17 protein-coding genes are annotated in these 21,463 nt (G+C 33.4%); 10 read left to right on the top strand and 7 right to left on the bottom strand.

The genetic code is table 11. The annotated features are described in order from the left end of the window. The first annotated feature begins 20 nt into the window (after positions 1–20). From GXM17_RS03475 to rpe, 6 genes are all read left to right on the top strand, one after another. Positions 21–704 carry a toxin-antitoxin system YwqK family antitoxin gene (locus GXM17_RS03475; RefSeq protein WP_163397908.1) on the top strand — a complete coding sequence of 228 codons (684 nt, stop codon included), beginning with the start codon at positions 21–23 and terminating at the stop codon, positions 702–704. 100 nt (positions 705–804) lie between these two features. Next, complete coding sequence (locus GXM17_RS03470; RefSeq protein WP_163397907.1) at positions 805–1,770, top strand: energy transducer TonB; 966 nt, start codon at positions 805–807, stop codon at positions 1,768–1,770. Positions 1,771–1,931: 161 nt separating this feature from the next. Next, the gene (gene rpsO, locus GXM17_RS03465; protein WP_008466503.1) at positions 1,932–2,198 is read left to right on the top strand and encodes a 30S ribosomal protein S15; all 267 of its coding nucleotides are present in this window, start codon (positions 1,932–1,934) and stop codon (positions 2,196–2,198) included. Positions 2,199–2,374: 176 nt separating this feature from the next. Beyond that, on the top strand, positions 2,375–4,510 hold the full coding sequence (locus tag GXM17_RS03460) for a polyribonucleotide nucleotidyltransferase (protein WP_163397906.1): 2,136 nt from the start codon (positions 2,375–2,377) through the stop codon (positions 4,508–4,510). 370 nt (positions 4,511–4,880) lie between these two features. Next, the gene (locus GXM17_RS03455) at positions 4,881–5,744 is read left to right on the top strand and encodes a sigma-70 family RNA polymerase sigma factor (protein ID WP_007804760.1); all 864 of its coding nucleotides are present in this window, start codon (positions 4,881–4,883) and stop codon (positions 5,742–5,744) included. A gap of 229 nt (positions 5,745–5,973) precedes the next feature. Further along, entirely contained in the window at positions 5,974–6,636 is a 663-nt protein-coding gene (rpe, locus tag GXM17_RS03450; protein WP_163397905.1) for a ribulose-phosphate 3-epimerase, read from the top strand. On the opposite strand, the gene GXM17_RS03445 is transcribed toward rpe, so the two are convergent. Continuing rightward, positions 6,613–7,392, bottom strand: a complete 780-nt coding sequence (locus tag GXM17_RS03445; protein ID WP_163397904.1) for a DNA/RNA non-specific endonuclease — start codon at positions 7,390–7,392, stop codon at positions 6,613–6,615. The two genes, rpe and GXM17_RS03445, sit on opposite strands and share 24 nt — an antisense overlap. Before the next feature lie 75 nt (positions 7,393–7,467). Beyond that, positions 7,468–9,654: a carboxy terminal-processing peptidase gene (locus tag GXM17_RS03440; RefSeq protein ID WP_163397903.1), complete on the bottom strand. Its 2,187-nt coding sequence runs from the start codon at positions 9,652–9,654 to the stop codon at positions 7,468–7,470. Positions 9,655–9,850: 196 nt separating this feature from the next. Here GXM17_RS03440 and surE point away from each other — a divergent pair, with 196 nt between their 5' ends. From surE to GXM17_RS03420, 4 genes are all read left to right on the top strand, one after another. Beyond that, positions 9,851–10,630 carry a 5'/3'-nucleotidase SurE gene (surE, locus tag GXM17_RS03435; protein ID WP_163397902.1) on the top strand — a complete coding sequence of 260 codons (780 nt, stop codon included), beginning with the start codon at positions 9,851–9,853 and terminating at the stop codon, positions 10,628–10,630. Between the two features lie 224 nt (positions 10,631–10,854). Further along, a complete protein-coding gene (gene lpxB, locus GXM17_RS03430) occupies positions 10,855–11,973 on the top strand; it encodes a lipid-A-disaccharide synthase (RefSeq protein WP_163397901.1) in 1,119 nt (372 codons plus the stop codon). Positions 11,974–11,982: 9 nt separating this feature from the next. After that, positions 11,983–12,465 (top strand): C40 family peptidase, encoded by a 483-nt coding sequence (locus GXM17_RS03425; RefSeq protein WP_163397900.1) that lies wholly within the window; start codon positions 11,983–11,985, stop codon positions 12,463–12,465. A gap of 51 nt (positions 12,466–12,516) precedes the next feature. Beyond that, the gene (locus tag GXM17_RS03420) at positions 12,517–14,556 is read left to right on the top strand and encodes a ComEC/Rec2 family competence protein (protein WP_163397899.1); all 2,040 of its coding nucleotides are present in this window, start codon (positions 12,517–12,519) and stop codon (positions 14,554–14,556) included. A gap of 1 nt (position 14,557) precedes the next feature. On the opposite strand, the gene GXM17_RS03415 is transcribed toward GXM17_RS03420, so the two are convergent. From GXM17_RS03415 to GXM17_RS03395, 5 genes are all read right to left on the bottom strand, one after another. Beyond that, entirely contained in the window at positions 14,558–15,010 is a 453-nt protein-coding gene (locus GXM17_RS03415) for a thioredoxin domain-containing protein (protein ID WP_163397898.1), read from the bottom strand. A 231-nt stretch (positions 15,011–15,241) separates the two neighbouring features. Further along, positions 15,242–15,709 carry a thioredoxin family protein gene (locus GXM17_RS03410; RefSeq protein ID WP_163397897.1) on the bottom strand — a complete coding sequence of 156 codons (468 nt, stop codon included), beginning with the start codon at positions 15,707–15,709 and terminating at the stop codon, positions 15,242–15,244. A gap of 45 nt (positions 15,710–15,754) precedes the next feature. Next, positions 15,755–17,560 (bottom strand): peptide MFS transporter, encoded by a 1,806-nt coding sequence (locus tag GXM17_RS03405; protein ID WP_163397896.1) that lies wholly within the window; start codon positions 17,558–17,560, stop codon positions 15,755–15,757. A gap of 5 nt (positions 17,561–17,565) precedes the next feature. Then, positions 17,566–19,110: a peptide MFS transporter gene (locus tag GXM17_RS03400; RefSeq protein ID WP_163397895.1), complete on the bottom strand. Its 1,545-nt coding sequence runs from the start codon at positions 19,108–19,110 to the stop codon at positions 17,566–17,568. 12 nt (positions 19,111–19,122) lie between these two features. Further along, positions 19,123–21,294, bottom strand: coding sequence for a S9 family peptidase (locus tag GXM17_RS03395; protein WP_163397894.1), 2,172 nt, complete (start codon positions 21,292–21,294; stop codon positions 19,123–19,125). Between the last annotated feature and the right edge of the window lie 169 nt (positions 21,295–21,463).

The following is a 21,463-nucleotide window of genomic DNA, read 5'->3' as shown; positions in this document are numbered from 1 at the left end:
TTATAAAAAAATAGACCTGAATGAAAAAAAGCCATTTCATATTATTCTTTCTTTTAATTTCAGCTAATCTATTTGCACAAATTAATATGGTCTCGAAAAAATTTTTTCTTGACTCGTTATATTGTGAAGCTACCCCTGAAAACTATAGCTACACACGCGTGATTACAAACTATTCTCAAAAAAGTGTCCGCTACGTTGTTACTGATTTTTACAAAAACGGGCGAAAGAAAATGACAGGAGCAACTTTAGACAGGGATGTCCTTAAAAAAGACGGAGAATTTATCTATTATTACAAAAACGGCGCAAAAGAAGCTGTTATTAACTATAAAGAAGATCATAAAGAAGGTAAAGAAATCAATTGGTATGAAAACCAAAGTAAGAAATTTGAGAGGCAAAATATCTGGAATCCTAAAACAAAAACCGTTCAAACCTTAATCCTTAATTTCTGGAATGTAAATAAAGAACAAACTGTAGTGGATGGAAATGGCGAATATGAAAATACAGATAGCTTTATAACAGAGAAAGGAACTATTAAAAATGGTTTAAAGCAAGGACTCTGGGAGGGAAATGATACTGCACGTAAAATTACATTTACTGAAAATTATGATAAAGGAATTTTAATTTCAGGAGTAAGTGTAGATGAAAATAATATAAAAACTCCTTACACATACTTAAACAAAAAACAGGCGGTTAAAAACAATTAGGAGTAAAATGGCTATTGTTTGAAAACATTTGTGCAAAATAAAAGTTGTAAATCATACTAAAAATACTACTTTAGCGAAGCTAACCTCTTTTTATACTCTCATGAAAATAACACTGCACTTATTGTTTTTTCTTTTAATTTCAACCAAATTACTTGCTCAAAATTCTGTCCCTGTTAGTAAATTAATTTATCTCGATTCGACCTGGGCAGAAACCAATGCAGACAATTACAAATACACAAGGCGCATAGAAGGGTATTTCTCTAAAAAAGAAAAATATGTCTTTAAAGAATATTATAAATCCTCTGCTATAAAGTCCATAGGAACAACTTTAGACAGAGATATCATAAAAAAAGACGGACAATTTGTTTCGTACTACGAGAATGGCAACAAGAAATCACTACAAATCTATTCTAATGGCAAAAAAACGGGAATAGAATATAATTGGTATGAAAACGGAAATATAAAATCCGAATTAGAATATTTTGATATAAAAGATGAAAATAATTTAAAGATCAACAATTTCTGGAATCTTCAAAAAGAACAGACTGTTATAAACGGCAATGGTCAGCTTGAAGAAATTGAAGATAATTTCTATGAAAAAGGAGAAGTAAAAAACGGCAAAAAACAAGGTATATGGGAAGGTAAAAATCTTAAAGAAAAATTCAGTTTTATTGAAACCTATGAAGATGGAAAACTTATTTCCGGTACCAGTACTGACGAAAACAATAATAAGTATAATTATAAAAAGCTTTATGAGAAACCTGTTCCTGTAAAAGGAATATCAGATTTTTATAAATATGTAGCAAGACATTATCAAAATCCTAAAATAGAAGGTTTAAGCGGGAAAATTTATATATCTTTTGTAATTGATAAAAATGGAGATCCTACCAAATTAAAAATTTTAAAAGACATTGGTTACAACACAGGAGAAGAAGCTGTCAAAACCATAATAGCTTATGGCAAATGGATTCCGGGAAAAATAAAAGGAATTACAAAAGACGTATTATATTCTATACCAATAACCATACAAACATCAAAAACAAATTCAGCTCAACCTTATAGATAAAACCAAATAATACATAAAACAATTATCAGAACCAATTGCTCAAAAACTTTTAAAGAGAGATTCTTTTCTTTTTGTTTGATTGTTTTGTTTTTTTAATCTAATTTTGCACCCGTCTTACAAAAGATGTACGACATACATAAAAATCATTAAATAATATTGGAATGTATTTAACTAAAGAAAAGAAAGAAGAAATTTTCGCTCAACACGGTGGTGCAACAAACACTGGAAGCGCAGAAGGTCAGATTGCATTGTTCACTTACAGAATTTCACACTTAACTGAACACCTGAAAAAAAATCGTCACGATTACAACACTGAGCGTTCTCTTGTACTATTAGTTGGTAAAAGAAGAGCTTTGTTGGATTACTTGAAAAAGAAAGATATCAACAGATATCGTGAGATCATTAAAGTATTGAATATCAGAAAATAATCAATATAGAAAAGAGGTGCGAAAGTGCCTCTTTTTGTTTTTACAATACACAAGTCTGACAGGACTTGTTACAAGAAAAAAGTTTGGTTTTTCATTGGGTTTTAGATAACAACAACTACACACAACAACAACTACAACACAACTAAAACCCATTGTATAATCAAAAGGAAAAAATTATGATTCCACAATTATTTGTAGAAAAAATCGATTTGGGTGATGGAAGAAGCATCACAATCGAGACAGGTCGTTTAGCCAAACAAGCCGACGGTTCTGTAGTAGTTAGAATGGGCGACACAATGATTCTTGCAACAGCAGTTTCAGCTCGCACATCAAACCCAGGCGTTGACTTTTTACCATTAACGGTAGATTACCGCGAAAAATTCGCAGCAGCAGGTCGTTTTCCTGGAGGTTTCTTCAAAAGAGAAGCCCGTCCAAGCGACAGCGAAGTATTGACAATGAGATTAGTTGACCGTGTACTGCGTCCGCTTTTCCCAGACGATTACCATGCTGAAACACAAGTTATGATTCAGTTAATGTCTCACGACGAAGAAGTGATGCCAGATGCATTAGCTGGTCTAGCGGCTTCTGCAGCATTAGCCGTTTCAGATATTCCATTTTACAACTTAATTTCTGAAGTTCGTGTAGCACGTATCGACGGAAAATTTGTAATCAATCCAAGCAGAGAAGATTTAGAAAAATCAGACATCGATATGATGATTGGAGCTTCTATGGACTCTGTTGCAATGGTTGAAGGTGAGATGAAAGAAATCTCGGAAGCAGAAATGGTAGAAGCTATCAAATTTGCTCACGAAGCTATCAAAGTTCAAATTCAGGCTCAATACCGTTTACAGGAAGCTTTTGGTAAAAAAGAAATTCGTACTTACGAAGGTGAGAAAGAAAACGAAGAAATCTACAAAAAAGTAAAAGCTGCTGCTTACGATAAAATTTATGCTGTTGCAAAAGTTGGTTCTGCTAAACACGAAAGAGGAGCTGCATTTGCTGAAATAAAAGAAGAAGTTAAAGCTTTATTTACTGAAGAAGAATTAGCTGCTGACGGAGATTTAGTTTCTAAATATTTCTACAAAACAAACAAAGAAGCGGTTCGTAACGTAGTGTTGGAATTAGGAATTCGTTTAGACGGTAGAAAAACAACTGACATCAGACCAATCTGGTGTGAAACGGATTATTTACCAAGAGTTCACGGATCTTCTTTATTTACACGTGGAGAAACTCAAGCTTTGGCTACTGTAACTTTAGGGACTTCTAGAGAAGCAAACCAAATCGATTCTCCATCTGAGCAAGGTGAAGAAAAATTCTACTTACATTATAACTTCCCTCCTTTCTCTACTGGTGAAGCAAAACCATTAAGAGGAACTTCAAGAAGAGAAGTTGGTCACGGAAACTTAGCTCAAAGAGCTTTAAAAAATATGATTCCTGCTGATTGTCCTTATACAATTCGTGTTGTTTCTGAAGTTTTAGAATCTAATGGTTCTTCTTCTATGGCAACAGTTTGTGCTGGAACAATGGCTTTGATGGATGCTGGAGTTCAAATGGTAAAACCAGTTTCTGGAATTGCTATGGGATTGATTACTGACGGTGAGAAATTTGCTGTATTGTCTGATATTTTAGGTGATGAAGATCACTTAGGAGATATGGACTTTAAAGTAACTGGAACCAAAGACGGTATTACAGCTTGTCAAATGGACATCAAAATTGATGGATTGCGTTATGACATTATGGAGCAAGCTTTAGGTCAAGCTCGTGAAGGACGTTTGCATATTTTAGGTAAACTAACTGAAACTATTGCTGCACCAAGACCTGATGTTAAAGCACATTCTCCAAAGATCATCACTAGAACTATTCCTGGAAACTTCATTGGAGCATTAATTGGGCCTGGAGGAAAAGTAATTCAAGAATTACAAAAAGCTACTGGTACTACAATCGTTATTAACGAAGTGGACGAGCAAGGAGTTATCGAAATTTTAGGAACTGATCCTAAAGGAATTGAAACAGTATTAGCAAAAATTGCTTCAATTACTTTCAAACCACAATTAGGAGAAGCTTACGAAGTGAAAGTAATTAAAATGCTTGATTTTGGAGCTGTTGTAGAATATACTGCTGCACCAGGAAATGAAGTATTACTTCACGTATCTGAATTAGCTTGGGAACGCACAGAAAATGTTGCTGATGTAGTTAAAATGGGCGATGTATTCCAAGTAAAATACTTGGGAGTTGATCCTAAAACAAAAAAGGAAAAAGTATCTAAAAAAGCACTTGTTCCAAGACCTCCACGCGAGGAGAAAAAAGAGTAATCAGATCTTAGTTTACTAAAGGTTTATTCATAGAAAACCCCAAATTCATTTATTTGATTTTGGGGTTTTTAGGTTAAGCATGAATAATCAACTCCAGCTACTTACTTCACTACAATTATAAATGATAAATAATAAAATGTGATGAGTTCTTCATGTATCAATTATTAAATTCAAAACTTTGACAATCAAGAATTAAAAGAGTAAAATTTACTTCTTTAATCTTTCAGCCTAAAAGATTGATTATTACATGGACAAAATAAATACTCAGGTAGATTTATTATTTTAAAAAAATATTTAATCGATTGTAACTTTTTGAAACCTTTCTACGTATAACCATTCGTACACTTTAAAAAAATAGGGAGACAACAACATGAGACAACTTAAAATCACCAAGCAGGTAACCAATCGTGAAACTGCATCGTTAGATAAATATCTACAAGAAATCGGAAAAGTTGACCTGATTACGGCTGATGAAGAGGTAGAATTAGCACAAAGAATAAAGGCCGGTGATCAAAGAGCATTAGAAAAATTAACAAAAGCCAACCTGCGTTTCGTTGTATCGGTAGCTAAACAATATCAAAATCAAGGATTAACTCTTCCTGACTTAATTAATGAAGGAAATTTAGGTCTTATCAAAGCGGCTCAACGCTTTGATGAAACCCGTGGTTTTAAATTTATCTCATATGCTGTTTGGTGGATTCGTCAATCGATTCTTCAGGCTTTAGCAGAACAATCACGTATTGTTCGTTTACCATTAAACAAAATTGGTTCTATCAATAAAATCAATAAAATGTATGCGTTATTAGAGCAATCTAACGAGCGCCCGCCTTCTGCTGAAGAAATTGCCAAAGAATTAGACATGACTGTTAATGACGTAAAAGAGTCTATGAAAAACTCCGGGCGTCATTTATCAATGGATGCGCCACTTGTTGAAGGTGAAGATTCTAACCTTTATGACGTTTTACGTTCCGGGGAATCCCCTAATCCTGACAGAGAATTAATCCACGAATCTCTTCGTACTGAAATCGAGCGCTCATTAGAAACATTAACTCCAAGAGAAGCTGATGTAGTTCGTTTGTATTTTGGTCTTGGCGATCAGCATCCAATGACTCTTGAAGAAATTGGAGAAACATTTGATTTAACCCGCGAGCGTGTTCGTCAGATCAAAGAAAAAGCAATCCGCAGATTGAAACACACTTCCAGAAGTAAAATCCTTAAAACTTATTTAGGATAAACAATATTTGTTTCAGATTTAAAGTTTCAGGTTGCTTTTTGTAACTTGAAATTATGAACATGAAACCTTGTAACCCAAACAACAGTTTGATTGACTGTTCGTTTTTTGATTGATGATTGAAACTCCGGCTGATTACCGGAGTTTTTTATTTTTTATAATTACCTTTGCAAAAATAAAACGCATGGAGACACACTATTGTGTGCCTCTTCATTAAACAACAACACACACAATGAAGAATACACTTATTGCTCCTTCTGTTCTTGCAGCTGATTTTGCCAATTTACAACGAGATATCGAAATGATTAATAACAGTCAGGCTGACTGGTTTCATATTGATATTATGGATGGAGTTTTTGTTCCGAATATCTCTTTTGGAATGCCTGTATTAGAAGCAATCACAAGACATGCAAGCAAAACAATCGACGTACATTTAATGATTGTTGATCCTGATCGTTACATCAAAACATTTGCAGATCTGGGAGCTAATAATTTAACCGTACATTACGAAGCCTGCACACACCTGCACAGAACTTTACAAGCCATTAAAACTGAAGGAATGAAAGCAGGCGTTGCCATTAATCCTCACACAAATATAGATTTATTAGAAGATGTAATAAACGACATTGACTTAGTTTGTATTATGAGTGTAAATCCTGGATTTGGCGGACAATCATTCATTGAAAACACTTATGATAAGGTTAAAAAACTGAAAAACTTAATCACAAGCAAAAGCGCTTCAACACTTATTGAAATTGATGGAGGTGTAACCAACAAAAATGCAAAACAATTAGTAGATGCGGGTGCAGATGTCTTAGTTGCAGGAAGCTTTGTTTTTAAAGCAGAAAATCCAATAACAACTATAGCAGACTTAAAAGTCCTTACTGCTTTTTAAGTTTTTTAAATTAGGAAAGAAATCGATTCCGGTCATCTTTTCTAAGGTTTCAACAGGGACTACAAATTCATAAATTCCTTTTTGGCTCTTTTCATTTGGAATCAAAAAGGCAATTGCCTTGTGCTCTTTTCCTGATTTAGCCAAAACAATTTTATAAAAATATTTAGGAACAGAAACCCTTTCTGTTCCTATTTTTTTATCAGAATCTTTTAAAATTCCTCCAGTTACAACATATACAGTATTATATTTACCGGCCCAGTAACGAACCTTATTTTCTAAGCGATTCCAGATTCCGCCATTAAAATCACGATTTTGCGGTGAAATATTTGAAGTATAAAAAGTATCATCATACGCTTTTTTATCAAACTCCATATCGGCTGCAGGACATAAATGCCCTTTATCATAACCTGATTTTTTATAATTTCGCCAGTCTGCAGACCGGGTTATCACTTTAGGATCTTCAATAAAATAAGGTCTTTTAAAATCATTATCTTTTAGATATTCTTTTTTTAATTCATACGCCACCCACTCTGCCTGTTCAAATTTTTCATTGTAAGATAATGTATAATAATCGTGTTTTACAACTTGTCGTGTTGTCGAAGTGGGCAAATAAGCTACTGAATAGTATGTCTGAGCAACACTCTGCAATGGGGCAACAAAAGTGTTTTGCGAGAAAAACGCTTGTTTTTCCTTAGTCTGATCTTTGCAGGAAATCAGAAATAATGAATTTAGAAATAAAAATAATATTTTTTTCATACCAAAATATTAATCAAAAAAAGGCTCCATAAAATAAAAATATGGAGCCTTTAAAATTTAAACTATTTTTAAAAATTAAGATTTAACTAATTTCTCTCTTTTTAGTTTTGCAGAATTAGTTTGTTTACTGGCATTACCTTTTGGCTGTAGATCATCTAATACATTTAATGCTTCCTCAACATACACATCTTTTGCTAAGGCCTGGTGCCAGGCTTCTCTTTTTTCTTTTAAACTAGCGTCTTTAGCTATTTCAAGATTTTCATAAGGCAATGATTTAAAAACTAGATTGTTTTTATAATCGGCAATTGGTTTGTATTTTTTGCCTTCATTTTCTACTTGCTCCTGTGTGGCTTTGAAACTTTTAATATTTAGACTGTATGTGTTTTCTTTATTTTTCACATCAATCCATTTAGCATTATCTTCTATTAATTTGAACTGAGGATTTTGAGCAATTCTAAGTTTACTGTTTGATATCGCCTGATTAAAATTTTCATTTGAGTTCCATACATTATAATTTGCAGGATCTATTTTGTCCCAGGGCATTGCATTATCCATATCGCGCTCACCCATTTTTAAATAAGCATAACGATCCGGCATAACAACATCACTTTTTACTCCTTCCAACTGAGTCGAACCACCATTGATTCTGTAGAATTTTTGAGCTGTTGCTTTCAAAGCTCCAAAATCTCCAAATTCACTATTTCGGACAAACTGATTCAAATCAATAACTGTCTGGACTGTTCCTTTACCATATGTCTGCTTACTACCAATGATAACCCCTCGTTTATAATCCTGAATTGCCGCTGCCAATATTTCAGATGCCGAAGCAGAAAAACTGTTTACCATTATTACCAAAGGCCCATCCCATTCAATTTTTTTATCCTTATCGTATAAAACTTCTTTCTTTTTTCCTGCTGATTTTACCTGAACAATTGGGCCTTCTTCTATAAATAATCCTGCAATATCAACTACAGTAGAAAGCGATCCTCCCCCGTCATCACGTACATCCAGTACTATCCCGCTAATATTTTCTTTTTTAAGTCTTTCAACTTCCAGTGCAATATCTTTACCTGCATCACGTCCATCTTTGTTTTCAAAATCGATATAAAACTTAGGCAAATAAATTACACCGTATTTCAATCCATTTCTTTCAACAATACTTGACTTGGCATATGTTTCTTCTATTTCCACTACGTCTCTAATAATGGAAATAACCTTAATTGTACCGTCAACTTTTTTAACAGTAAGTCTTACCTCAGTCCCTTTATGACCCTTAATTTTTTTTACGACATCATCAAGACGCATACCTACAACATCTACAGGCTCTTCCTTACCTTGTGCCACTTTAAGGATTAAATCACCTGCTTCCAGTTCTTTACCTTTCCATGCCGGGCCTCCTGAAATCAATTCATCAATTTGAGTAAAATCATTTTTCTTTGTCAGACGTGCACCAATCCCTTCTAATTTTCCACTAATATTTACATCAAAACGATCTTTTTCTTCTGGTGCAAAATAGCTGGTGTGAGGGTCAAACCGAGTCATAATTGAGTTTACGTACACAGAAAACCAATCTTGTTTGTCCAAATCTTTAATTAAACTAAAATTATCGTCTAATGATTTAAGAGAACTTTCCCGGGTTTCCTTTTCTAAAACTTCAAAAGATTTAACTTTATACGCGGGATCCGTTTTCTTTTTATCTTCCTCTAATTTTTGTTTGGTTACAAGGGACGAAAGAGTAGATAATTTGATTTGTTTTCTCCATCTTTCATTTATTTCCGCTGTATTTTTTGCATACGGAATCTTCTCATAATCTGCATTAAAAGTTTCATCAATATTATAATTGAATGGTTGCGCCAAAAGAACTTTGTATCGCTTTTTACTTTCTTCCATACGTTTCATTAATCTAGTATAAGTAAGATTAAAAAAAGTCAAATCCTTATTAATGAACTGATCATCAAGCATGAGCTCGTATTGTCTGAATTCATCAATATCAGATTGCAGAAAAAATCTTTTTGAAGGATCCAGGGCATCAATATAATCCTTGAAAATTCCTTTTGAAAATGCATCATCGACAACAGGCGGATTATAATGTCCTTTTTCTATTACAAAAGCCAATAACTCTAAAAGCATTTTGTCTTTATTTGGATCCGGATCACTAATTTTATCTGCATTTACCCTGAAAGCAAACAAGGTAACAGACAAGCATAATACGGCTATGAGAATTTTATAATTTCGTTTCATAAATTTAATAATAGCATTCATCAATTTTTTTATCTAAGTTATAGTAAAAATCAAGCCAATAAAGCCAACCCTTCTATAATTTTTTGTTAAAGATATAAAAATCTTTGAATCGCAAAAAACTACAATAATTTAGTTGACAAATTTTAATTTATTTGTTAGCATTCTAAAAAAATCTGTACTTACATTTGTCTTAAACCTTATATTTTACAATTCTACCATGAAAAAGAAAAAGCCTTTAATATTAGTGACCAACGATGACGGCATTACTGCTCCTGGCATAAGAAGCTTAATTGAGGTTATGAAAACCATAGGAGATGTGATTGTTGTTGCTCCCGACAAACCCCAAAGTGCTACAGGACATGCTATTACCATAAACAACACCTTATATCTTAACAAAATCTCGAAAGAGAATGATTCAATAACAGAATATAGCTGTTCAGGAACCCCTGTAGATTGCGTGAAACTAGCCACAAATGAAATTTTGAAGAGAAAACCTGATTTATGTGTATCCGGAATTAATCACGGCTCAAATTCTTCTATAAATGTAATTTATTCGGGAACTATGAGTGCTGCTGTTGAAGCGGGAATAGAAGGAATTCCGGCCATAGGTTTTTCATTACTGGATTATAACTGGGACGCAGATTTTGAGCCTGTCAAAAAATTTGCAAAAAAAATAGCTTTAGAAACCCTTGAAAAAAAATTACCGCAAGGTGTTATTCTAAATGTCAATTTTCCAAAGTTGAAAGAAAAGGAAATTAAAGGCATTAAAATCTGCAGACAGGCAAAAGCGCTGTGGGCAGAAAAATTTGACAAGCGACAAACACCTTTCGGAAAGGATTATTACTGGCTTACTGGTGAATTCGTAAATCAGGATAAAGGAGATGACACAGATGAATGGGCTTTAGAAAACGGATATATTTCTGTAGTACCAGTGCAGTTTGACCTAACCGCACATCATGCCATCCAGCAACTAAATACATGGAATTTAAATGAATAACTAAGACAACTTTCAGATTTTAGCATTAGGATTTTTCGCTTCTTTACCTGGAAATTATTTGTTCATTATCTCTTTACCCGGTTTGACCTTTAAAAACGGAATCCAAACCATTAAAGAAAAGGCTCAGGTGGCGTCATTTTAGCAGTGATTGTTTTGGCATTTTCGACTTTACTGACTTAAGTTATTATCTTTGTATTACAATTACTTAAAAAATCTGAAAAAGTATGAAATACTACATTATTGCAGGCGAAGCTTCCGGCGATTTACACGGTTCTAATTTAATGAAAGCCTTATATCAGGAGGATCCTGAAGCTGAAATTCGATTTTGGGGAGGAGATTTAATGCAAAAGGAAGGCGGAACTTTAGTAAAACACTATCGCGAGCTGGCTTTCATGGGCTTTGTCGAAGTGGTATTTAATCTGAAAACGATATTAAATAATATTAAATTCTGCAAAAAAGACATTTCAGAATTTCACCCTGACGTTATTATTTTTATTGATTATCCGGGATTTAATATGCGAATTGCAAAGTGGGCGAAAACACTTCACTATAAAACCCATTATTATATTTCGCCCCAAATCTGGGCGTGGAAAGAAAGCCGTATTACAGCAATAAAAAATGATGTGGATAAAATGTTCGTGATTTTGCCTTTCGAGAAAAGCTTTTATGAGGATAAACATCATTTTCCGGTAGAATTTGTTGGGCATCCTTTAATTGACGCTATTCACAATCAGGCCGTTTTTGATGAAGCTGTTTTTAGAAAAGAAAACCAATTGGGTGACAAGCCAATTATCGCGGTCTTACCTGGCAGCCGCAAACAGGAAATCACAAAAATGCTAAGTGTAATGTTAAGCGTTGTTGATGATTTTAAGGATTATCAATTTGTTATTGCAGGTGCGCCAAGTCAGGATTTTGAATTTTACCAGCAATTTATTTCAGATAAAAATATCAAATTCATTTCGAATAAAACGTATGATTTGTTACGGTCATCAACAGCAGCTTTAGTAACTTCAGGAACAGCAACTTTAGAAACTGCACTTTTTAAAGTCCCGGAAGTAGTTTGCTATAAAGGAAGCTGGGCATCCTATCAAATCGCAAAAAGAATCATAACTTTAAAATATATTTCACTGGTTAATTTAATCATGGACGAAGAAGTTGTAACCGAATTAATTCAAAATGATTGCAATACGAAAAGAATCAAGGAGGAATTGCAAAAATTATTAACTCCGGAATATCGCCAGGAGGTCTTAAAAAAATATGATCTTTTGGAACAAAAACTTGGAGGAATTGGAGCCAGTAAAAAAACAGCCGGTCTTATTGTCGAAGATATAAAAAAACAATAAAAATTCGTTTTGAAAAAAGTATTCTTACTGATCCTGTTATCTATTTTGTCAATATCATGTAAAACAGGTTCTGGTTCTGTAAATAAAGAATCTAAACATGAAACAAAATACGTAGTAAATAATTTAATTGAAACTGCAACTGCTAATATTGGTATCCGGTACAAAGCTGCAGGCACGACCAAAGCAGGGTTCGATTGCTCTGGTTTAGTTTTTTCTACTTTTAAAACAGAAAACATTGAACTGCCGAGAAGTTCTTATGAACAATCAAAAATTGGAAGAGTAATCAAATTTGATGATGCGAGAAAAGGAGATTTGATTTTTTTTAAAACCAACAAAAGCAAGCAGATTAATCATGTAGGACTTATAACAGAAGTCAGCCGAGATGAAATAAAATTTGTACATTCCTCCACATCTAAAGGAGTAATCATTTCTTCAACCAAAGAGAATTATTATAAAACCTCTTTTGTTCAGATCAACAGAATAGTTGAATAGTTTTTAGCGTAAAAGAATAATTTTCTTACATTTTTTAATACTTTTACATTCATGAAAGTATTAAATTACCCTTTGACTAAAATTACAATTTGCTTTATAATCGGCATTTTGGCAGCTTATTATACACAGCCTGATTTGTTTTTTATAAATTCTGCTATAGTTACTGTATTATTACTATTTACAGTTTTCTATTTTTTATCGCGAAATCAGAAGAAATTTATCATGCTTTTTAGCCTGCATACCTATTTAATTTCTTTTTTTATTGGTTGTCTGACCTTGTTATTCCATACCGAATCACTACACAAGACAAATTATACACATTGCAAAAAAGCTTTTGAAAAACCGCAACAAATTACTTTATGTTTACGCGAAAAATTAAAGAGCAACGATTATAACGACAGATATATAGCTCAAATCAGTCAAATTGGAAATCAAAATTTCAAGGGAAGAATTATTGTAAACATTCAAAAAGACAGTTCCCCGAGCCTACTTATTATAGGAAATATTATTCGCTTAAAGACTATCTTACAACGCAGTAGTACGCCCAAAAATCCTAACCAGTTCGACTATGGCAAATATTTAAAAGACAAAAAAATCTATGCGCAGGTTTATGCATCTAAATCAGAAATGAGCATTAGCAAAACAATAAAAAAAAATATTTGGTATTATACGGCAAAATTACATTCGAGGATTGTGAACAACCTTAACAAACAAAATTTCGATCCTGTTGAGATGAATGTAGCCCTGGCACTTATTTTAGGACAAAGACAGGAAATATCCCCGGATATAATTCAGGATTATCAATTTTCCGGTGCAACACACATACTATCTGTTTCAGGGTTGCATGTAGGTTTTATAATGCTTCTTATTGGTTTTATTCTAAAGCCAATTGGGAATACTCGAAAAGGGTCTTTTGTAAAACTAATTTCTATTCTGGCTGCACTTTTTATTTTTGCCATAATCTCAGGCTTATCCCCTTCTGTATTGCGTTCTGTCGTCATGTTTTCATTTCTGGCTATTGGAAATCACCTTCGAAGAGGAGATAATACATATCACACATTATTAGTTTCCCTGTTTTTAATATTACTTTTTGAACCTTACTTTTTATTTGATGTAGGCTTCCAGCTAAGTTATCTGGCGTTATTTTTTATTGTTTGGCTGCAGCCAGTATTAAAGAACCTATGGAATCCAAAAAATAAAATTGTAATGAACATCTGGAATGTGTTAACCGTTTCGTTTGCAGCACAAATTGGCACTTTACCACTTTGTTTGTATTATTTTCATCAGTTTCCAGGACTGTTTTTCGTGACTAACATTGTTATTGTCCCCATTTTATCTGTAGTTATGCTTGTAGGAATATTGGTGATGATTTTAGCTGTTTTTAATGCTGCCCCACTTTTTTTAGTTCAAATTTTAGAAAAAAGCATTTACGTATTAAATAAGGTTATACATTTTGTTGCTTCATTTGATTCATTTGTTGTAAGAGACATCCATTTTAATAATTACTATTTATTTGCCTTTTACTTATTCATAATGCTTACCATTATTTGGATAAAAAAACCTACCTATTATAAATTAATTGGAGTATTCGTATCAATAATTATTTTACAACTTTCTTTTCTGTTCACTAAGAAGAATATACAAAGTCAACAGGAAGTTATTGTTTACAACATAAAAAAAGAAACACTTATTTCTGAAAGAAATGGAGAAAATGTTAGCCTTTTTTGTAATGACGATTTTTTCAAGAAAACATCAAAAAACAGCATTTTAAATTCTTATCTGGTTGGCAATTTTAGCAATTTAAAAAAGCAGACAAAAATTAAAAACACATTGTTTTTTAATAATAAAAAAATTTTTATCATTGATAGTACAGGCATTTATCAAAAAAAGTTCCAGCCTGATATTTTACTTTTAATTCAGTCTCCAAAAATTAATCTTGATCGTGTTTTAAAAACATTACAACCTAAGATCATTATAGCTGATGCATCAAATTCATATACCATTCAGAAATATTGGAAAGAGACTTGTTTAAAACAAAAAATCCCTTTCCACGCTACTAACGAAAAGGGATTCTATAAATTGCTGAACTAATTTATTCCGCAGGATGTAAAATGGCGTCAGACTCCGAAATCCAGGCTTTTGCGCCTCCAGGCTTATATCCGATTTTGCCTAATGCCTGAAATGTTGTTTTATTTTTTCTGATTGAAGCGCTTGCAAAACAAACTTCAGGTAAATCCTGAACGCCAAATGCGTTTTTAAGTTTGACATTTTGTTCTTTATCAACATCTGATGCATTCATGTCAGATAAGTCTAATTTAACTAAAATAACATTATCCCTTGACCATACTGCAAAATCCGGTGTTTTAAAAACCTCGTTCTGAAGATTACTTGGAGCGCTCGAAGAAGTGAAAAAAATCAGCATTGGTTTATTCTCATCATTACTTGCGGTAATAGCCGCATCCATACTGGTTTTCCAAACTAAATTTTGAGCCTGAAAAGTAATAGAACCTAAAAATAAAGTTAGTAGAAGTATTTTTTTTATCATAGTATAAAAGATTTGGTTAGTTAGCAAAACGAAATTAACATTATATTTTAATTCTACAAGGTTTTTTATCATTAAAATTATATTATATGTTTTTTTGAACCAAAAATTTTATCAAAATAAGATTTAAATTTAATATAATCACTCAAAAACAATAAATTTTCTTACTAAACAAAAAAAATCCTCTCACATTAAAATGTGAGAGGATTTTTTAAATATTATTAAAAATGTTGTTTACATTTTTTGAGATTTAATTATTCCGTCAGCAACAGCCAGCCATGCTGTGGGACCACCGGCAACATAACCTGTGTTACCAAGTCCCTTAAAATTTACTTTGCCATCTTTGCTTTCTGCATTTGTGAAATAAACAGTTGGAAAACCTTGTATTCCAAACGCTTGTTGTAATTCGGCATTTTGATTCTTAATCTCCGGAGTCTGGGCTGTTCTTCTAGGATAGTCCAACTCTACCAAAATTACATTTTCCTTCGCCCATTTTTGGAATTCAGGTGTTTTCAGCACTTCATTTTGCAGGCGAATACACCAACCGCACCAGTCACTTCCCGTAAAGAACATCATCAAAGGTTTTTTCTCTTTATTGCTGATTGCTATTGCCTCCCTAACATCTGTATGCCAGTTTAAGTCCTGAGCCTGTAAAGCAAAAGACCCTATTATAAAAAATGTGAGTATAAATATTTTTCTCATTTGGTTTTAATTTTCTTCAAATTTAAACAAAAATAATAAAGTTGGTTATCTCACACCATGCATTAATTTCTTAATAACAGGTGTCATTAAAATTGAAAATAAAGCAACCAGAATTGATATAATAGTCAACATCCAAAAGAAATAACTTAAACCATGCTCATTGGCAATTTTATCAATATTCTCTCCAAACATACCTGCTCCTTTCATTCCGATAGCCACAGCCAGATACCAAACCCCAAACATAAAGGCTATCATACGGGCAGGAACTAATTTACTAACGTACGAAAGTCCAACCGGAGAAATGCAAAGCTCTCCCATTGTGTGAAAAAGGTAAACCAAAATCAGCCAGATCATACTTACCGAAGCTGTTTTGGCACCCGGCTCGATACCATTGGCTCCAAAAGCAACACAGGCCATCCCTAATGCCAGCAATCCCATTCCGATTCCGTATTTTAAATTTGCTGAAGGATTGTATTTACTTTCCCACCATTTAGAAAATAATGGCGCTAACGAAATAATGAATAGCGAATTTAGAGTTGAAAACCAGGTTGCAGGTACTTCAGTAAGAGGCGTTGTGACCTTATCTATTTTTAAAGTCTGCAATGTTGAGTCTGATAAAGTCAAATATCCTGCAGTATAATAATCTTTAACCAGCATCCAGATTGCTATCGCCCAAATGATGACAAAACTAATACTCAGAATAATATTAGCGACAGCATATAATTTAAAAGTTTGTTTAAATAATAAAATCAAAACCCAGGTTATAATTACCAAAGGCAAAACCGTAATTAATGAATTCACTATTAAAAAGATAACACTCCAGTTTCCAACCAGAACACGGTCTGTATAATCGCTGGCAAAAATGGTCAGACTGTTTGGAGACTGCTCAAAAATAGCCCAAAAAAAGATTGTCAGAAAAGCGAAGAAAGTAACCGCTATCAATTTTTCTTTAGTGATTTTGGAGTATTGGGTAAATCTGTAAACCAACAAGAGGATAAAAACAATTAGGGCAGAAAGAATAGCAATTGAATTTCCGTTATCCCCCAGAAAAGAAAAAACATTTACTTTTCCTCCGGATATTTTGGCCGCAGGATCATTTACAAGCCATAATAACGCTACAATTGAAGAGAATGCAATTGCTGCCAACTGTAATGGCGAAAAAGGATTCCTTTTATCTGTATCCAAAGCTTCAGCTTTTGCTTTGCTTTCCTTATTTGGTTTTAAACCGATATCTCCAAAAATATTTTGAGACAGCCAAAACTGCAGCATTCCGAAAAACATAAAAATTCCTGCCAATCCAAAACCATAACTCCAACCCACTTTTTCTCCTAAATATCCGCAAAGCAAAATTCCAAAAAAAGCACCTGCATTCACACCCATATAAAATAAAGTGTAGGCACCATCTTTCTTTTCAGGACGGTCTTTATACATTTCTGAAACAATAGAAGTCATATTTGGCTTGAAAAAACCGTTTCCAAAAACCAATAATACCAAACCGAGGTAAATAGAAAATTCTGTTTCAACCGCCATAGAAGCATGACCTAACGTCATTAAAACTGCCCCGACTACAACTGCCCATCGAAAACCAATTACTTTGTCGGCAAAATAACCTCCAAGCATGGTAGACAAGTAAACCAGTCCGACATAAGAACCAAAAAGCGCAGAAGCATTTTCACGAGTCCATCCCCAGCCGCCATCTGTAAAAGAAGTGGTTAAAAATAATATCAACAAAGAACGCATTCCGTAAAATGAAAAACGCTCCCACATCTCTGTAAAAAATAAAACGAATAAACCGGCAGGATGTCCTAAAACGGTACTCTTAAAAAATTGATCTGTGTTGTTCTGACTCATCTATTTTAATTATTTAATTCTTTATCAACTCCGTGCATTAATTTTTTAATAACTGGCGAAAGTGCAAAAAGTACAACTCCAAAACCAATACCTGTATAAAAAAGATATTCAAAAAGCACTAAGTAACTTTGTTTAGCTAAATTTAAGTCAGGAGCCGTACCATTAGACGTATCAACTGACGCTATATTGGCTAAAATTGATGCAATAAATTCAGAACTTGCTGTAGCTAAAAACCAAACTCCCATCATAAAACCCACAATCTTCGATGGTGATAATTTTGTTACAGCAGAAAGCCCAACAGGAGACAAGCATAATTCTCCACATGTATGTAAAAAGTAAGTTAGTATTAACCAAATCATAGCCACTTTTCCAAGTCCTGATAAACTGATACCCAAAACCAAAGAACCAAAACCCAATCCTACAAGCAATAAAGCCATAGAAAACTTTACTGCTGTGTTTGGATTATATTTTCCAAGTTTCACCCATAGCCATGCAAAAACAGGGGCTAATAATATAATAAACAAGGCATTAAAACTTAAAAACTGTCCTGCAGAAATAGTATGACCAAAAAAGTCCCTATCCAAAATTCTGTCTGCAAATAAATTTAATGAGGTATAAGCCTGCTCAAACAAAGCCCAGAATATAACCGTAAAAACAATCAAAATTGTCAATGCAATCAACTGTTCTCTGGCTTTTTTATCTAATTGTGTGATACTATAATAAATAATATAAACAAACGAAGCCGCACCGGCTATCATTAAAGTTAACGACACTGCTTCATGCCTTTGTACCATTTGCCAAAAAACCAATGCCGACAAAACACTCAAAGCGTAAATCAACCATTCGTTTTTGATTCCAAAAGATTTTTTCTCTAATAATTCAGGTACTTTTGATTCTCCTTTTCCTTTCAACAATTTTCTCCCCGAAATAAAAGTCAACAAACCAAAAAACATTCCCACGCCAGCAGCACCAAATCCATAACTCCATCCATATTTTTCTCCCAGCCATACACAAATTAAAGTAGCTAAAAACGATCCCAGATTTATTCCCATATAAAACAAAGTAAACCCGGAATCTCTTCTTTTATCTCCAACTTCGTACAGTTCTCCAACCAATGAAGATATATTCGCTTTAAGAAAACCAACACCAACAATTATCAGAGATAGTGAAAAATAAAATATCTGCAATGCCATATCATCTCTTGTAATTTCACCCGTGACCGATTGTGTCGCAGCATTACCCTCATAAGCCATTCCAAGATGTCCTAATACCAACATTATTCCTCCAAAAACAATAGCTTTACGAAAACCTAAATACCGGTCTGCAACAAAACCTCCAATTACAGGAACAGCATATACAAGTGCAGCATAACTTCCAATTAACAGATTACCATTTACATCAGTAAAAAGATGGTAACGCGTCAGATAAAAAATCAACAAAGCCTTCATTCCATAAAACGAGAAACGTTCCCACATTTCTGTGAAAAATAATATAAAAAGCGCCTTTGGATGTCCAAAAAATTCTTCCTTATTTACTGAGTTATTTGTCATAAAGCGATTTATTTATAAATTTTCCTTAATAAAGTTAGTCATCTTATTGTAAAGCTGAATCCTTGTTTTTCCGCCATAAATCCCATGATTTTTATCCGGATATATCTGAGAATCAAATTGCTTATTAGCCTGAATTAAAGCCTCCATCATCTGCATCGAATTTTGTACATGAACGTTGTCATCACCAGAACCGTGAATCAGTAAAAACTTCCCTTTTAATTTATTTACATGGTTGATTGGTGAATTATTGTCATATCCGCCTGCATTTTCCTGTGGAGTCTGCATATATCTTTCAGTGTAAACGCTGTCATAAAAACGCCAGTTGGTTACCGGAGCAACCGCAATTGCCATTTTGAAAACATCGGCTCCCTGAAAAATACAGTTTGAAGCCATAAAACCGCCATAACTCCATCCAAAAATTCCAATTCTTGAAGCATCAACATACGGATAAGCACCTATTACTTTTGCAGCATCGATTTGATCCTCTACTTCAAATTTTCCTAATTCTTTTTGCGTTACTTTTTTAAAATCAGCACCTTTAAAGCCTGTTCCTCTTCCATCAACACAAGCTACTATGTAACCTTGTTGGGTAAGGGAAAGAAACCAGTAATCATCTGTATTGTTCCAGTCATTATTTACCTGCTGGGATCCCGGACCAGAATATTGGTACATAAAAACAGGATATTTCTTGGAAGGGTCAAAATCTTTAGGCTTTAAAATCCAGGCATTTAGTTCATTTCCTTTGGCTGTTTTTAAAACAAAGAATTCTTTTGTTGGAAGATTATAAGCTTTTAACTTTTCAGCAAGTGCCTTATTGTCTTCGATTACCTGAATTTCTTTTCCTGTTTTTGCCTCATTTAAAGTATATGTCACAGGAACTAAATTACTGGAGAAAGTAGTAATAAAATATTGGAAGTTCGGGCTGAAAGTTGCTGAGTTAGTTCCAGTTTTAGTACTTAAGCGGGTTTTATTTTTTCCGTCTAAAGCTATTCTGTAGATGTCTCTATTGATAGAACCATTTTCTGTTGACTGGTAGAAAATCGTTTTTGTTTTTTCGTCGAAACCGTAATATGAAGTTACTTCCCAGTTTCCTTTTGTAACCTGATTTTTAAGTTTTCCGGTTTTGTCATATACATAAATATGATTAAATCCGTCTTTTTCGCTGGTCCAGATAAAGCTGTTATCCTTTAAGAATGTCAAATTATCCGTGACATCAACATAAGCCTTATCCTTTTCATTCAGAACCACTTTTGCGGCAGCTGTAGTTCCATCCACAAATAATAAATCCAGATTATCCTGGTGCCGGTTTAAAACCTGAGCTGATAAAGTATTGTTATCATTTGTCCATTGTAGTCTTGCAATGTAAAAGTCATTGTACTTTGCTAAATCAACTTTTTTAGTAGTATTTCCTGCTACATCAAAAATATGCAGTGAAACCTCTGAGTTTTTTTCTCCAGCCTTTGGATATTTAAAAGTTTCAATCGTTGGGTATAAACTTTTTTGGAAAATAGACATCGAAAATTCCGGAACCTGGCTTTCATCAAAACGAATATAAGCTACTTTTTTGCTGTCTTTGCTCCAGTCAAATGCCCGGACAAAAGCAAACTCTTCTTCATAAACCCAATCCGTAATACCATTTATAACTGCGTTTTTCTTTCCATCAGTAGTAACTGCTGTCGATTTTTTTGAAGCTATATCATACACATAAAGGTTATTCTCTTTAGCATAAGCGATTTTAGTTGCGTCTGGAGAAAAAGTCGGTTCCTGAACCTGAAAATCAAAAAGCTTCGTTAAGGATTTAGAAGTGATATCGTATAAAAAATAATCTGCCGTAAACGAATGGCGGAAAATCTGATTGGAATTACAGGCAATTAAAATCTTTTTTTCAGAAGCATCAAAAGTGTAGCTGTCAATTCCGTCTGCAAGTTCCGCATGATTTTTTGTATCGATTAAATTGGATACTTTTTTTAAAGTGGCAAAATCATATAAATCAATCTGCATACTTTTGCTTGCCTGATCAACATTTAAAACCGTATATTGATTTGTATTTTTTAAGGATTGCAATTCGTCCATTCCTTTTGTACGAAAAGCACCACTGTAAATATTTTCGACGGTAATTTTTTGCTGTCCTAAAACAATTGTAACCAGGAGCAAAAATATCAGAGTAATTTTACCTGTATTCATTAGCATTAATTTATTTAAAAAAGAGTTCAATTTTAATGAAAAAAATAAACATAATACACATTTTAACTGTTAAATGTTAAAAAAAGAAGATTCGCGTCTTTTCCAAATTATAAATAGATTTTAAACAAAACTCTTAAATTGGTATCTTTGCCGCAACATTATTATTTAA

This window comes from Flavobacterium fluviatile, assembly GCF_010645065.1.
Taxonomy (GTDB): Bacteria; Bacteroidota; Bacteroidia; order Flavobacteriales; family Flavobacteriaceae; genus Flavobacterium; species Flavobacterium fluviatile.
Note: the sequence above shows the minus strand (reverse complement) of the source record. Positions and strands in the feature narration are given on the sequence as shown.